Raw genomic sequence first — 13750 nt, 5'->3', positions numbered from 1 at the left:
ATTTATTTTGCCTCAGCTAAAGCCTTCTTACGCTGTTCCATAGTCTCTTCTAAAAGCCATTTTTTAACCAGAGCAGCTGCTCTTTCTGGTTGACTTCTGATAATACCTATAGCAATCTCCCTTGGCATAACTTCTTCCTCTACTTCCTCTTCAGGCTTTGCAATACCAGGAACCTCAGAGATGGCCTCAGGAGCAGGAGCTGGTTTAAGAGATTTAAGAAGGGGCCTCACAACCAAAAAATATAAGAGTATCAACAAGAAAATAACTGCAAGAGGCTTAGAGGCCTGAACAAGATAATCCATAAAACTGGGTTTCTTAACCGGGGGTTCTACAAAGGCCTTGGCCTCAATCTTTACCTCATCGCCCCTTTCGGGATTATACCCTATAGCTCCCTTTACTAAATTGTCAATCCACTCAAGTTTGGCTGTCTCATTTTCAGACAGAACTTTTTTATCCACCACTACAGCTACACTAATTTTTTTAATACTACCTGGAGAAATTTCAAGGTTTCTTACCTTTTTACTGACCTCAAAATTTCTCACAACTCTTTTTTTATTATAGGTCTCCCCTTGAGCTTGTGGAGTGGTTGCCTCAAATTTTTGGGTAAGGGCACCCTTTACTCCTCCAGCACCCTCTTCGGCAGGGGTCTTTGTCTGCTTTGATTCCTCCTCTAAATCTTCAGATACCACTGCTGATCCCTCAGGATCATAAGTTTCTTCAACAAGACTCTCCTTATCAAAGGAAAGATCAACTGTAACCTGAGCTAAGGCCTTTCCATAACCAAGGGCAGAGCCAAGAAGTTCTTCCACCTTATTCTTAAGGCTCTCTTCAATCTTTTTCTTATAAGCAAGTTGTGTGGTTGAAATCGCCCCTTCTTCACTTTCATAAGCAAAGAGTTTTTTGCCAGTAATAGCATCAACTACAGTTACATTCTTGGGGTCAAGCTTAGAAACTGCACCGCTTACTAAATTAACAATTCCCCTTACCTGCTCGGGTGTTAATGAAAAGCCTGGTTTCAATTCAAGAAGCACAGAGGCCTTGGGTGGTCTTTCTTCCTCAATAAAGAGACTTTCCTTAGGTAAAGCTAAATGAACCCTTACAGACTTAACCCCTTTAATTCCAAGAATGGTTCTTGCAAGCTCCCCCTCAAGGGCTCGCTGATAATTAACCTTCTCCTGAAATTCTGTAAGCCCAAGTTTCTCCTTATCAAAAAGCTCAAAGCCTGGTCCTGTGCCTCCAAGTAATCCTTTACTGGCTACCTCCATCCTTATCTCAGGAACCTTATCCTCAGGCACATAAATACTTCCATCTTTCTCCACCTTATAAGGGATCTTTTGCTCCTTAAGATACTGGACTACCTGACCGGAAGTAGCTTCATCTAACCCCCTATAAAGTAAGGCATAAGAGGTTCTCCCTGCATACCAAACAAGAAAGGTTATCAATAAAGCTAACCCAAAAATACCACCTATGAGAAGACCCTTTTGTTTGGTGGTTAACTTCCCCCAAAACTCTTTGAGCTGTAAAAAAATTCTCTTGGGATCAAGAGGGGGCATCTGTTATAACCTCCTTAAATCTGCATTCTCATAATTTCCTGATAGGCCTCTAAAACCTTATTTCTTATCCTCAGGAGAAGTTTCATACTGGCATCCGCTGAGGAAATCTTTTGAGCTACCTCAGCTGGATCAATATCTTCTCCTCTGGCAAGGGCCATAATAGCCTCTTGAGCAGTTTTTTCTTTCTGGTCAACCTCTTTTAAATTTTCTAAGAGAATCTTTTGAAAATCAGGAGCAGTCTTTTTTTGAGTCTCCTGATAAAGATTGACCTTTCCCTGAAGGCCCTGAATTTTCATAAGTCACCTCCTGATTTGAGTTACCAAATTTTCATATTTTTATTTCATAAGCTCAAGGGTTCGCAAAAACATGCTCTTTGTGGTTGAAAGGACAGCTAAGTTAGCCTCATAGGCCCTACTGGCTGATAACAACTCAACCATCTCAGTGATCACATCCACATTGGGATATCTAACAATCCCCCGTTCATCAGCATCTGGATGCCCGGGATCATAGACCTCCTTAAAAGGAGAGGGATCATCTTTTATAGCCTTCACCCTGACCTGCTGTAAGGCTGGCTCAGTCTCTGAAAGGGGAACAGCCTGAAGGATAACATTTTTGGCTTTGTAAGGGCCTCCCTCTAAGGTTCTTGTAACCTGGGCGTTGGCAATGTTGCTTGCAGTAACATTAAGCCTTACCCTCTGAGCCAGAAGACCACTCTGGGCTATTCTTCCAGCCTTGAGTAGATTCATATCTATCTACCTCCCTCTGTGATAATCTCCTTCAAGCGCTCAAGCTCTTTGGCTAAAGATTGAAGGGTGCTTTCATAAAGGAGTTGGTTCTCCGTCAGGCTTGCCATTTCTTCTTCTAAACTTACATTATTAGGTGTCCCAAGAGTTTCGGGTTGATAGCTCTTTATCAAATCATCTAAGGTTCTTTCCTTCATCTTGAAGTGTTTAGGATGGGTGGTCTTTAAACTCTTTTCCTGAGTAATATAGCTCTGCATTATCTTTTCAAAGGGCAGATCCTTTCTACGATAGCCAGGAGTATCCACATTAGCAAGATTGGAAGAGATAAGCTGATGCCTTTCTGTTCTAAGTCTTAAAGAAAGCTTAACCGTATCTAAAAGTTTTTGAAAATTTCCCCACATTAGAACCCTCCTTCAGAAAGAAGTCCCCTTTCTTCATATTCCTTGAGTTTATTTCTTAAAGTTCTCACTGTAATCCCTAAGAGCTCAGCAGCCCTTGCTTTGTGTCCTTTAGTTAGCCTTAAGGCCTTCATAATTGCCTCCCTCTCAATCTCATCTAATGGCTTCACCTCCTCAAAAGAATTATCAAAATTTGTGCCAGTATTTGAAAGGACAGAGGACACAGACTCACTTTGACTTTCTTCAGTTTTTAAGGAAGCTTCACTAAAGGGATCTGTCAAATGTTTGACATCAATTTCCTCATCTAAACAGGTTATAACTGCTCTTTCGAGCATGTTTTTAAGTTCCCTTACATTTCCTGGAAAGGGATAGTTTTCTAAGAACTGCATGGCCTGAGATGTAAATCCCTTAAACTTTTTCTGATAACTGAGGGAAAATTTTTCCAGGAAGTATTTTGCTAAAAGCTTGACATCTCCTCTCCTTTCCCGAAGAGGAGGAACTTTGACAGTAATTACATTTATGCGATAAAAGAGATCACTTCTAAATCTCCCTTCCTGCACTTCCCTTTCAATATCTCGATTTGTGGTTGAGATTAATCTAAAATCTACTTTAATGGGATGATAGCCCCCTAAGCGATCAATCTCACCCTCCTGAAGAACTCTTAGAAGTTTACTCTGAAGATTGAGTCCCATCTCGGTGATCTCGTCAAGAAGGAGAGTTCCCCCATCTGCAAGCTCAATTTTTCCCTTTTTTTTGTAATTGGCTCCTGAAAAGGCTCCTTTTTCAAAACCAAAGAGTTCTGATTCAAGGAGGGTCTCAGGAAGAGCTGCGCAATTAATGGCAATAAAGGGCCCTCCTTTGCGAGGGCTTTTAGAATGTATATATTTAGCTAAAAGCTCTTTTCCGGTTCCTGATTCTCCTGTCAATAAGACTGAGGCCTTAGTTTTGGCAACCTCCTCTAAGGCCCCCAGAATTTTTAACAATCTTGGATCTTGCGTCAAAAAAATGTCTTCTGTGGTGATGATCCTTCTTTCTTCCAATAAATAAAGGACTGCCTTTTCTAAGAGTTCAAGGGGAGTGTTCAATAGCTTAAGATCCCTTGCACCTCTTCGAATAAAGTCTATGGCCTTTTCTAAAGAGATCTCTTCTGTAAGGAGAAGTAGGGCTAAGTTCTTCTTTTTAAGGAGATTCTCTAACAGAGAGGGATTATCTCTTTCATTTTTATTTAATTCATAAATTAAAAGCCCCAGGTCATCAGGAAAAGAATTCTGAGAAAACTCCTCTTTTTTCCAATAATGAATCTTGAGGCCCCTTTCTTCAAGGGCCTCCTTTAAAAGTTTTATCTCTACGGAGGAACCAACTAAACCAATTTTTTCCTGCATATTAATAGACAAGTTTTTGGGCTCGCTCTGTGAGTTTGCGAATTTTTTCGTATTGCTGGGCTAATCTATTTTCTAAATTCTGCCCTTGAGTAAGGTTTCCCCATAAATTAGAGGTCTTTTTAAGTTCCCCCTTTCTCTCAAGATGATAGGCCTCAAGCCAAAGGATAGCCGAGCTTTTTGGAAATTTCTTCTTAGACTCAAGCAGGATCCTCTCAAAGAGCTTAGGGTCAGCAGAAAAGGTCTCTGAAAGTAACCACAGATAATCCCCTTCACCGGCATCGTAACCGGGATTCTGAAGCAAATCATAAGCTAAAGTAAACCTTTTTGCTTGAATAGCTCTTTTTAAAGCCTGAAAAATCAGCTCCCGCTTAAAAGCTACTGGTAGGGCTGTTTTCAGAGTCTCCCTTAGCAAATTTACTCCATAGTTTAAATCCTTTGCAAGGGCTTTTTTAGTTTTTAAAAATAAATATTCTGGTTCGCTCCCTGTTTTTTTTGAAAAATTTTTTTGAAGATAAGATAAAAGGATATCGGATACCTCCTCTTCCCCGTTTATTTCTGCTAAAAAAGCCAATTTCAGGTAATAATCTGGAAGAACTTCACCTGGAAGAGGTAAATCCTGAACTGAAAGGAAATAATAGCTACTAAGGGTATAGAGATTATATCTATAAAATTCCTTCCCTAAGTGATAATAAAAGACCCCGCAGTTTGCCTTCTCAAATATTTCCCTTTCTTCCTGAGCTATTTTTTGAAGTTCTCCAACTTTACCCTGAAGAAAATAAGCTGGCACAAGAGAGGTTGATGCCTGGCAATAATAATCATAAACTTTGGTAAGAAAGGAACTTTCTGGATAGATTTTTAAAAATTCTTTGGTGCTCTTTCTTGTCCTTTCCCAGTCCCTTTGATCATAATAAATCCGAATACCTAAAAAAGAAGCCTCCTCAGCAATTCCTTCGGAAGGATACTTGGCCTTTATCTGAGTAATATACATCAAAAGGTCTTCTATAGTTTTTGGGGGTAAAAGCTCCTTAATTTTGGTTGACTCATAGGCAATTTGATAAAGTCTAAACTTGGATAAAAAGGATTCCTTAGAAACATCCCACTCCGTGATGATAAGTTGATAAAACTTTTTAGCCCTTGGAATCTCACCTTTTTTAAAATAGGCCTCTGCCAGGGAGAAGAAAAAATTCTTACCCTTTTGATATTCTCCACTGATATTCAGATAATTAAAGGCAATCTTTTCAGCCTCTTTTAAGTCACCTTTTTTAAGAAGGTAGTTAAATCTGGCTAAATATAATTCCTCAACCTCGGTCTTAATAAGATTTGGATCAACATCAACCTCCCAGTTTTTTTTCAAAAGGCCTCTCAAAACTTTAATTTGGTCTCCAACAAGTTCAGCACAAAAGCCTTTTTCAAGCTCATCTAATTCCTTTAAGGCCTCCTTTTCTTTTCCAAGAAGCAATCTACTCTTAATCTTCAAAAGTTCTGCAGAACAGGAAAGCTCTTTCCCTCTTCTTAAACTACTTGCCCTTTCAGCTAAATCTATAGCTTTCTCTGGCTCTCCAGTCTGATAAAAGCTTTCCGCAACCATGAAAAATTCTTCAGGAGAGAGTTGAAGAGATGGAGGAAGTGTGCTAAAAAGTTGAATAACCTTAGCGTAATCCTTTAGCCTGAAAGCTGATTCAATTTCCTTTAGAGTTCTATCTGCCTCTATTCCTGTGGGAGTTGCATTGGTTAAAAATCTCTTTAAAATCCCCTCCTTGGGTTGACCAGATGAGGAGCTAAAAAAGATCAATAAAAGCCACAAAGCCAATATTATGCTTAAAAGGGACCTTGGGCGCATTAAATTAAAACGCATCAAAGTTAAAATTTACAAATTTTATGCCAATTTATATTTTTTAAGCTTTTCAATAAAGGTAGTTCTATTAAGCCCTAAAAGTTTAGCTGCTTTGCTTTTTACGCCTGATGAAAGCTCAAGGGCCCTTTTCAGATAATAAAGTTCTATCTCCCTTAAAAGCTCATTCAGAGAAAGCTCCTCTCTCTCTAAATCAGGAAGCTCAAAAACCCTTTTAGCAAAGAAACTTCTTTCTTCAATGACTTTTTCCTCTTCCTTAGCTTTATTAGAAGGGTTAAGGTCTTTGAGATGAGGCGGAAGTTCCTCTAAGGATAAAGTATCTCCTTCGGATAGAATTACCATTCTCTCAAGAAGATTTTCAAATTCCCTTACATTTCCAGGCCAATTATAGAGAAGAAATCTCTCCAAAACCTCTGGAGAGAGCTTTTTTTTAGGTATTTCTTCCCTTTCACAGAGTTTTTTTAGTAAAAATTCAGCTAAAAGAGGGATATCCTCTTTTCTTTCTCTAAGAGGAGGGATTACAAGAGGAATGACATTAAGCCTGAAGTAGAGATCCTCTCTAAAACGCCCTTCTTTAACCAAACTTTCAAGGTCTTGATTTGTGGCAGCTACAATGCGGGTATTTACTTTTATAGGGGACTCCCCTCCTAATCTTTCAATTTCTTTATCTTGAATTGCTCGCAAAACCTTGGCCTGAAGTTTAAGGGGCATATCCCCAATCTCATCCAGAAAAAGGGTTCCACCTTGGGCAAGCTCAAATTTACCAGGCTTGGCTTTTAAAGCCCCGGTAAAAGCTCCCTTCTCAAAACCAAAAAGCTCAGCCTCTAAAAGCTCTTCCGGAATAGCTGCACAATTTATAGCTATAAAGGCACCCTTTCTACCACTACAATGGTGCAAATATTTAGCTAAAACCTCTTTACCGGTTCCTGATTCTCCCAGAAGTAGGACTGTACTTGATGAAGGAGCAACCTTTTTGAGAACCTGAAGCACCTCTTGCATCTGAGGGTTTCTTGTCTCAAGAAGATAACTCATGCTGTGAATTATATAACTTTTTTGACAGGTGTCAAATTTTTGTATAAGTCCATATCTCTTGAGACTCAAGAGGATTTTTTCTACTACTTCGGTTGTAGGAAAATGAACCTGTATTATGTAGGGGCAAACCTATGTGTTTGCCCTCTTTTGGCTATGTGTTTGTCCATTATGTATTCCTTTACATTATTGGGCAGACAGGTAGGGATTGGATTGATTTTAAATCAAAGTCAAGACAGGCTTTATTATGCCCAGAAAAAGGATCATAAAGATCTTTTATCTTGAGCAGGAATAACTTTTTTACTTCATAGCAGCCCCAGCCACAGTTCCAAGGACTGTAATAGGCACCTGTTCTTCTACCCCTTTGGCAGCTCTGTTAACACTTTTAAGAGTTTTTTTAGCTTCTGTATAAAGGGAATCATCCTTTAAGAGTTTGCCAAGGGTGCCCTCACCCTTTTCTAAACGAGCCACAATCTTATCCAGATTCTGGGCAGTATTTTTGAGATCCTTAGAAAGGGCCCGTAAATCCTTATATAGGGCATCCTCATTAATAAGTTTACCAAGAGTGCCCTCGCCTTTTTCAAGCTTTTGAGAGACCTTTTCAAGATTGGAGGCGGTGTTTTTTAAAGTTTTATACAGGGTTTCATCCTTAACAAGTTTACCGAGAGTGCCTTCTCCTTTCTCAATTTGTTGGGCAATATTTTTCAAGCTCTGGGAGGTTGCTGATAGGTCTTTATAAAGCTTATCATCAGCTATCAATTTTCCGAGGGTGCCCTGCCCTTTATCCACTTTTTCAGCTATCTTTTTAAAGCTCTCCGAGGCATCCTTTATATTAGCCACAAGAATTTTAATGTTTTCTTTACCCTCCTGAGTCCCCAAAACCTCCTTTAAACCTTCTACAGTTGGGCCGATATTAGCAAGAATCTGGTCAAGATCAACGGAACTTTCGGTTTTAGCAATCATAGCTCCCTCAGAAAGATAGACCTGTGATGTCCCAGGCCGGATCTCTACATATTTATCTCCAAGAACCCCAAAGGTGCGCACTACTGCCACTGCATCCTCTTGAACCTTATATTTTTTAAAGACAAGTAATTCAACCTTGGCCTTTCCCTCTGGTGTCAAGCTTATCTCACCAACCTTACCAATAGGGACACCTGCCATCTCAATTTTAGCCCCTCTAATCAATCCAGAAACGCTATTAAAGACCGCATAAAGACGATAGGTATCCTTAGGAACAAAGGCCTCCTGAGCAAGCTTAAAAGTGAGATAGAGTAGGGCCAATATACCAAGAAAAACAAAAATACCTACTTTTATCTCCGTTCCACCTTTATTGGCCATGTTTACACCTCCTCAGATTTGGTTTCTAAAAGGGCACTCTCTCTGAAGTGCTTTACAAAAGGATGGGTTGAGGTCTTAATCTTTTCCACATCCCCTTCTTCTATAATAACACCTTCATGCAAAAAGGCTATATGATCAGCATACTTAAAGGCCAAGATGAGGTCATGACTAATGATTACGCAGGTAACATGATAGGTCTCTTTGACCTTTTTGATAAGATCCATAATGGTGATTTGAAGGACAGGATCAAGACCGGTAGTGGGCTCATCAAAGAGAATGACCTGAGGATTAAGGGCCAAGGTTCTGGCAAGAGCAGCCCTTTTACGCATACCACCTGAAAGTTCAGAAGGATATTTATCCTTAGCCTGAAGTAAATCAACTGCTGATAAAAGCTCTTCCACCTTAGAGGAAATCTCTTTTCCAGAAAGCTTGGTGTGTTCTTTAAGAGGGAAGGCTACATTTTCCGCAACTGTCATAGAGTCAAAGAGAGCTCCTTCTTGAAAAAGCAGCCCTATCTTTTTCCTGACCTTCTGAAATTCCCTTTCTGAAAGTTTGGTAAGATCTTGATTCTCAAACCAGATCTCCCCTTCATCAGGCCTAAGCAAGCCCACAATATGCTTTAAAAGCACACTTTTACCTGTCCCACTTCCTCCCATGATAAAGGTTATTTTATCCGCTGGAATTTCCAGATTAACCCCTTTTAAGACTTGAAAGGAATTAAAGCTTTTTTTGAGATTTACAATTTTTATCATAGTTCTTAAAAGAAAATGGTTGTCAAAATATAATCAGAGATAAGAATACCTACTGAGGAAATAACCACTGCCTCAGTAGTTGCTTTCCCCACACCTTCTGCCCCACCAGAGGCAAAATAACCCTTATAACCACAAACAGCTACCATAAAGGCCCCAAAAAAAATGGATTTGTATATTCCACTCATAATATCAATCAGCTCAACCATATCTTCCATTCTGGCCATAAAGATCCCATGATCAATTCCCAGAACAAAGACACCTATGAGATAGCCACCCGCAATACCAATCAGATCAGCCATGGCTGTAAGCAGGGGAACTACAAGCATAGCAGCCCAGAGCCTTGGGGTAATCAGATATTGAATAGGATTAACTGCCATAATCTTGAGGGCATCTATCTGCTCCGTTATACGCATACTTCCTATCTCAGCGGTTATAGCTGAACCAGCCCTGGCTACTACCATTATAGCAGAAAGCACAGGCCCAAGCTCTCGAGTAAGCGTTAAAGCTACAACCCCACCTAACACACTCTGCCCACCAAATTTAATTAGAGCGTGATGCACCTGATAGGCTGTAACCATACCAGAAAAAAGGGCTGTCAGGGAAACTACTAACCAGGACTTAACCCCAATAAACTCCATCTGTTTAAAATACAGTCTTATTCTTAAAGGAGGGGTAAAGGTATAGAAAAAGGCTTGCCAGAAAAAGAGAAAGATACCACCAGATTCTTGAATTAACCTGATAAAACCTTTTCCAAGTTTAAAAAAGGGATTCATTCTAAAATAGCCCCAGTTGAGGCTGATTTTACTAAAGTATGATATTTTTTCAAGACCCCTTTTAATTTTTTCTTAGGAGGTTTCCAAAGCTTTTTCCTTTTAAGGAGCTCTTCCTTTGAAATCTTAAGCTCAAGCCTTCTTTCAGGTATATCAATCTCAATAAGATCTCCCTCTTCAACAAGGGCAATAGGCCCACCTTCAGCTGCCTCAGGTGAGATATGCCCAATGCATGCTCCTTGAGTTCCCCCGCTAAAGCGACCATCGGTAAGAAGGGCAACAGATCCTCCCAGTCCCATACCAATGATAGCAGAGGTAGGAGATAGCATCTCTCGCATACCTGGTCCTCCTTTGGGGCCTTCATAACGGATAACCACTACATCTCCTGCCTTAATTTTGCCTGCAAGAATAGCTGAATAAGCCTCCTCTTCGGAATTAAAGACTCGAGCAGGCCCTGTATGTTTCATCATTTCAGGCAAAACAGCGCTGGTCTTCACCACAGCTCCTTCAGGAGCGAGATTTCCGTAAAGAATGGCAATACCCCCTTCTAAACTATAGGCCTTCTCAACGGGTCTCAAAACCTCCGGATTTCTATTCTCAACCTTTGAAAGAAGCTCCCCTAACTTTTTCCCTGATACAGTTTGAGTGGAGAGGTCTATCAAACCGAGCTTGGATAGTTCCTTCATCACAGCAGGTATTCCTCCAGCCTGATGGAGTTCTGGAACGCTATGCGGACCTGCAGGAATGAGTTTAGCAAGAACGGGAGTTTGCCGAGAAATCTCATCAAAGGTCTTTAAATTAAGGGGGATACCCGCCTCTTTAGCAATGGCCATAAGATGAAGGACAGTGTTAGTAGAGCAGCCAAGGGCCATATCCACAGAGATAGCATTCCTGAAAGAGGCTTCTGAAACAATTTTCCTTGGAGTCAGGCCTTTTTTTACTAAATGCACAATAGCCTTCCCTGTCTCCTTAGCTAAACGAATTCTGTCGGCATAAACAGCTGGAATAGTGCCATTTCCAGGTAAGGCCATTCCAAGGGCCTCTGTTAAACAATTCATGGAATTGGCAGTAAACATACCTGCACAGGAACCGCAGGTTGGACAGGCACAGGCCTCAAGCTCATAAAGCTCTTCTTCTGTCATCTCCCCGCGTTTCACTCTACCTACTCCCTCAAAGGCAGAGATAAGGTTGACCTTTCGGCCCCTAAATTCTCCTGTAAGCATGGGGCCTCCAGCTATTAAAATGGAAGGAATATTAATTCTAAAGGCAGCCATAAGCATACCAGGAGTAATCTTGTCACAACTTGTTACTAAAACAAGCCCGTCAAAGGCATGCGCCTGAGCCATTATTTCAATGGAATCTGCAATAAGATCCCTGCTAACCAGAGAGTATTTCATGCCTTCGTGATTCATAGCTAAGCCATCACAGACCCCTATAACTCCAAACTCAACAGGGACTCCCCCTGCCTGCCTGATACCTGCCTTGACTGCTGATACTATGTCTTTAAGATGAATGTGCCCTGGAATAATCTCATTAAAAGAATTAGCAATTCCAATGAGAGGTGCCTTAAGCTCATCATCACTAAACCCAAGGGCCCGAAGTAGGGATCTATGGGGTGCTCTCTCCAAACCCTTTTTAATCTTATCGCTCCTCACCTCTTTACCTCCACAAAGTTTTCTGAGATTAAAATGATTGTAATAAACAAAGAGCTTGCTGTCAAGAAAAAATGTATTAAATTATTTAAAAATTTTCAGGAGGTAAGTTATGAGAGAAGCGGTTGAAAAGGCCCTTGAAAAGGTAAGACCTATGCTTCAGGCTGATGGTGGAGATGTGGAGCTTGTGGAGATTACTGAGGATGGCGTGGTTAAGGTCAGACTACAGGGAGCCTGCGGGTGTTGCCCCATGTCCATGATGACTCTCAAGATGGGTATTGAAAGGTATCTCAAAAGAGAAGTCCCTGAGGTATCTGAAGTAGTTGCTGTCTAAGATTAGCAGGAGGTCAAAATGGCCAGAGTAACTGTTGAAGACTGTTTAAAAGCAGTGCCCAGCAGATTTAGGCTGATTCGCTTAACTATTGAGCGAGTTAAACAACTAAGGGAAGGGGCTGAGCCTTTAATCAATGCGGATAACAAGGAGATTGTTTTAGCTTTAAGAGAAATTGCCCAAGGAGCAGTAACCCCAGAAAACATAAAAGATCTGGTTAAAAGAGAAAAACCTTCTACTCCTTACGAGATCTCCGAGATTCTGAAACAGAAAAGCCTAAATCCTTAAAGCTATGAATTATAAAGACTACTACGCTATTCTCGGAGTCCCCAGAAATGCAACTCAGGATGAGATAAAGCGAGCCTATCGCAGGCTCGCTATGCAATTTCACCCGGATCGCAATCAAGGTGATAAATCTGCCGAGGAAAAATTCAAGGACATTTCTGAGGCTTACGAAGTCCTTTCAGATCCAGCCAAAAGAGCTATTTACGACCAAGAGGGTTATGTAGGGCTTAAGAGTTCAGGATACAGAGGCTTTGAAGATATTTCTGACATCTTTCAAAGCTTCTCAGACCTTTTTGAAGAGTTTTTTGGGTTCTCCTTTGAAGAAGGCCCCTCAAAGAAAAAAAGAAATGGGGCAGACCTTTCAACAGAGGTCTGGATTAACTTTGAAGACCTCTTTAAAGAGGAGACCCAAATTGATCTGGAGATTGAGAGATGGGAAACCTGTGAGACCTGTCAGGGTCTGGGTTATGATCCCGTGAAAGGTGTAAAACTCTGTGAAGCATGCCAGGGCAAAGGAAAGGTCCATTATAGAGAGGGCTTTTTCAGGGTTGCCTATCTCTGTCCTGAATGTGGAGGGAAAGGCTCAACCTTCGTTGAGAAATGCCCTTCCTGTAAAGGGAATGGAAGGATACGGAGAAAAAGGTCTCTAAAAATATCTATTCCTCCAGGGGTTGAGGATGGAAGTATTTTTCGCCTTCAGGGAGAGGGTGAAGGAGGACTTTATGGAGGTCGTCCTGGAGATCTCTATGTCAGAATCCGGGTCAAACCCCATCGTTATTTCCGCAGAGAAAAGAATCATGTCTTTGGAGAGATAAAGGTAAACTTTGTATCTGCTATCCTTGGAGAGACTCTTACTCTTCCCTATTTTGGAAAATCCCTTGAGGTGAGGATTCCTCCTGGAACTCAGCCTGAAGAAGAGCTTATCCTTAAAGGCGAAGGACTTCCTGACTGGAGAACCAAGGAAAGGGGAGACCTTATTTTAAAAGTTAAGGTAGAACTTCCCAAAAAACTGAGTCCCGAAGGAATGGAGATTCTCAAAAATTTGGCTGAAAAAGAGGGCTGGATAAAATCTGACTCAAGAAATGGAGATTCCTTAGAGGGGAAGAAAAAAGAAAAAAAGTCAGATCCTAAGCCCAAGAAAGAGGGTTTCTGGGAAAAATTTCTCTTTGGTGGCAAAGATGCCTGATTTTACTCACCTGAAAGAGAACGGAAGCCTTCATATGGTAGATGTGGGCCATAAAATCACAACAGCAAGAAGAGCTATTGCCAAGGGAGAAGTAATCTTTCCTGAAGAGATCTATCCTCGGGTCTTGTCTCAAGATGTGCCCAAAGGGGACTTTCTGGCCTGTGCAAAAATTGCAGGTATCCTTGCAGCCAAAAAAACTTCCGAGCTTATCCCCCTTTGTCATCCTTTACCTATAACTCAAGTTGAAATAACCTTTGATTTTTTAAAAGAGCGCTCTTCCATTGAAATTACAGCTGAGGTTAAAACTAATGCCCAGACCGGAGTGGAAATGGAGGCCCTAACCGCTGTCTCAGTTTCAGCTCTTACTATTTATGATATGTGCAAGGCCCTGCATAAGGGAATCCGAATACATAATATCCGTTTGACCTATAAAAGCGGAGGAAAAAGCGGAGAAGTTACCTTTGAATAAACTTACGGGG

15 protein-coding genes are annotated in these 13750 nt (G+C 40.9%); 4 read left to right on the top strand and 11 right to left on the bottom strand.

Annotation, left to right across the window (positions count from 1 at the left end):
• Positions 1-2: 2 nt before the first annotated feature.
• The 11 genes from fliF to ilvD form a co-directional block, all read right to left on the bottom strand.
• Positions 3-1553: a flagellar basal-body MS-ring/collar protein FliF gene (gene fliF, locus THC_RS00950; RefSeq protein ID WP_068512031.1), complete on the bottom strand. Its 1551-nt coding sequence runs from the start codon at positions 1551-1553 to the stop codon at positions 3-5.
• Between the two features lie 14 nt (positions 1554-1567).
• Positions 1568-1849, bottom strand: a complete 282-nt coding sequence (gene fliE / locus THC_RS00945) for a flagellar hook-basal body complex protein FliE (RefSeq protein ID WP_068512029.1) — start codon at positions 1847-1849, stop codon at positions 1568-1570.
• Positions 1850-1888: 39 nt separating this feature from the next.
• Positions 1889-2299 carry a flagellar basal body rod protein FlgC gene (flgC, locus tag THC_RS00940; protein WP_068512025.1) on the bottom strand — a complete coding sequence of 137 codons (411 nt, stop codon included), beginning with the start codon at positions 2297-2299 and terminating at the stop codon, positions 1889-1891.
• Positions 2300-2301: 2 nt separating this feature from the next.
• Positions 2302-2697: a flagellar basal body rod protein FlgB gene (flgB, locus tag THC_RS00935; RefSeq protein WP_068512023.1), complete on the bottom strand. Its 396-nt coding sequence runs from the start codon at positions 2695-2697 to the stop codon at positions 2302-2304.
• The gene (locus tag THC_RS00930; RefSeq protein WP_148638796.1) at positions 2697-4088 is read right to left on the bottom strand and encodes a sigma-54 interaction domain-containing protein; all 1392 of its coding nucleotides are present in this window, start codon (positions 4086-4088) and stop codon (positions 2697-2699) included. Before THC_RS00930 ends, flgB begins: the two co-directional genes overlap by 1 nt.
• On the bottom strand, positions 4078-5931 hold the full coding sequence (locus tag THC_RS00925) for a tetratricopeptide repeat protein (RefSeq protein ID WP_148638795.1): 1854 nt from the start codon (positions 5929-5931) through the stop codon (positions 4078-4080). Before THC_RS00925 ends, THC_RS00930 begins: the two co-directional genes overlap by 11 nt.
• A gap of 21 nt (positions 5932-5952) precedes the next feature.
• Complete coding sequence (locus tag THC_RS00920; protein WP_068512016.1) at positions 5953-6960, bottom strand: sigma-54 interaction domain-containing protein; 1008 nt, start codon at positions 6958-6960, stop codon at positions 5953-5955.
• 297 nt (positions 6961-7257) lie between these two features.
• Complete coding sequence (locus tag THC_RS00915) at positions 7258-8295, bottom strand: MlaD family protein (protein WP_068512013.1); 1038 nt, start codon at positions 8293-8295, stop codon at positions 7258-7260.
• A gap of 2 nt (positions 8296-8297) precedes the next feature.
• Entirely contained in the window at positions 8298-9047 is a 750-nt protein-coding gene (locus THC_RS00910; protein ID WP_068512010.1) for an ABC transporter ATP-binding protein, read from the bottom strand.
• 5 nt (positions 9048-9052) lie between these two features.
• Positions 9053-9820 carry an MlaE family ABC transporter permease gene (locus THC_RS00905; protein WP_068512006.1) on the bottom strand — a complete coding sequence of 256 codons (768 nt, stop codon included), beginning with the start codon at positions 9818-9820 and terminating at the stop codon, positions 9053-9055.
• Positions 9817-11472, bottom strand: a complete 1656-nt coding sequence (gene ilvD / locus THC_RS00900) for a dihydroxy-acid dehydratase (protein ID WP_068512004.1) — start codon at positions 11470-11472, stop codon at positions 9817-9819. The genes THC_RS00905 and ilvD overlap by 4 nt, the downstream gene beginning before the upstream one ends.
• 109 nt (positions 11473-11581) lie before the next feature.
• On the opposite strand from ilvD, the gene THC_RS00895 reads away from it, so the two are divergent.
• From THC_RS00895 to moaC, 4 genes are read left to right on the top strand one after another with little or no spacing between them, the layout of a single operon-like run.
• Positions 11582-11803: a NifU family protein gene (locus tag THC_RS00895; RefSeq protein ID WP_068512001.1), complete on the top strand. Its 222-nt coding sequence runs from the start codon at positions 11582-11584 to the stop codon at positions 11801-11803.
• 18 nt (positions 11804-11821) lie between these two features.
• The gene (gene rpoZ / locus THC_RS00890) at positions 11822-12088 is read left to right on the top strand and encodes a DNA-directed RNA polymerase subunit omega (protein ID WP_068511998.1); all 267 of its coding nucleotides are present in this window, start codon (positions 11822-11824) and stop codon (positions 12086-12088) included.
• Positions 12089-12092: 4 nt separating this feature from the next.
• The gene (gene dnaJ, locus THC_RS00885; protein WP_068511995.1) at positions 12093-13271 is read left to right on the top strand and encodes a molecular chaperone DnaJ; all 1179 of its coding nucleotides are present in this window, start codon (positions 12093-12095) and stop codon (positions 13269-13271) included.
• Positions 13264-13740 (top strand): cyclic pyranopterin monophosphate synthase MoaC, encoded by a 477-nt coding sequence (gene moaC, locus THC_RS00880; RefSeq protein WP_068511993.1) that lies wholly within the window; start codon positions 13264-13266, stop codon positions 13738-13740. Before dnaJ ends, moaC begins: the two co-directional genes overlap by 8 nt.
• The last annotated feature ends 10 nt before the right edge of the window (positions 13741-13750 follow it).

The sequence above is a fragment of the Caldimicrobium thiodismutans genome (assembly GCF_001548275.1).
GTDB classification, from domain to species: domain Bacteria; phylum Desulfobacterota; class Thermodesulfobacteria; order Thermodesulfobacteriales; family Thermodesulfobacteriaceae; genus Caldimicrobium; species Caldimicrobium thiodismutans.
Note: the sequence above shows the minus strand (reverse complement) of the source record. Positions and strands in the feature narration are given on the sequence as shown.

Excerpts from the sequence above, each read along its gene's own strand:
- moaC (WP_068511993.1), top strand. The coding sequence starts at position 13,264 with ATGCCTGATTTTACTCACCTGAAAGAGAACGGAAGCCTTCATATGGTA.
- THC_RS00910 (WP_068512010.1), bottom strand. The coding sequence starts at position 9,047 with ATGATAAAAATTGTAAATCTCAAAAAAAGCTTTAATTCCTTTCAAGTC.
- THC_RS00925 (WP_148638795.1), bottom strand. The coding sequence starts at position 5,931 with ATGCGTTTTAATTTAATGCGCCCAAGGTCCCTTTTAAGCATAATATTG.
- THC_RS00915 (WP_068512013.1), bottom strand. The coding sequence starts at position 8,295 with ATGGCCAATAAAGGTGGAACGGAGATAAAAGTAGGTATTTTTGTTTTT.
- fliE (WP_068512029.1), bottom strand. The coding sequence starts at position 1,849 with ATGAAAATTCAGGGCCTTCAGGGAAAGGTCAATCTTTATCAGGAGACT.
- rpoZ (WP_068511998.1), top strand. The coding sequence starts at position 11,822 with ATGGCCAGAGTAACTGTTGAAGACTGTTTAAAAGCAGTGCCCAGCAGA.
- THC_RS00905 (WP_068512006.1), bottom strand. The coding sequence starts at position 9,820 with ATGAATCCCTTTTTTAAACTTGGAAAAGGTTTTATCAGGTTAATTCAA.
- fliF (WP_068512031.1), bottom strand. The coding sequence starts at position 1,553 with ATGCCCCCTCTTGATCCCAAGAGAATTTTTTTACAGCTCAAAGAGTTT.
- flgB (WP_068512023.1), bottom strand. The coding sequence starts at position 2,697 with ATGTGGGGAAATTTTCAAAAACTTTTAGATACGGTTAAGCTTTCTTTA.
- THC_RS00920 (WP_068512016.1), bottom strand. The coding sequence starts at position 6,960 with ATGAGTTATCTTCTTGAGACAAGAAACCCTCAGATGCAAGAGGTGCTT.
- flgC (WP_068512025.1), bottom strand. The coding sequence starts at position 2,299 with ATGAATCTACTCAAGGCTGGAAGAATAGCCCAGAGTGGTCTTCTGGCT.
- dnaJ (WP_068511995.1), top strand. The coding sequence starts at position 12,093 with ATGAATTATAAAGACTACTACGCTATTCTCGGAGTCCCCAGAAATGCA.
- THC_RS00895 (WP_068512001.1), top strand. The coding sequence starts at position 11,582 with ATGAGAGAAGCGGTTGAAAAGGCCCTTGAAAAGGTAAGACCTATGCTT.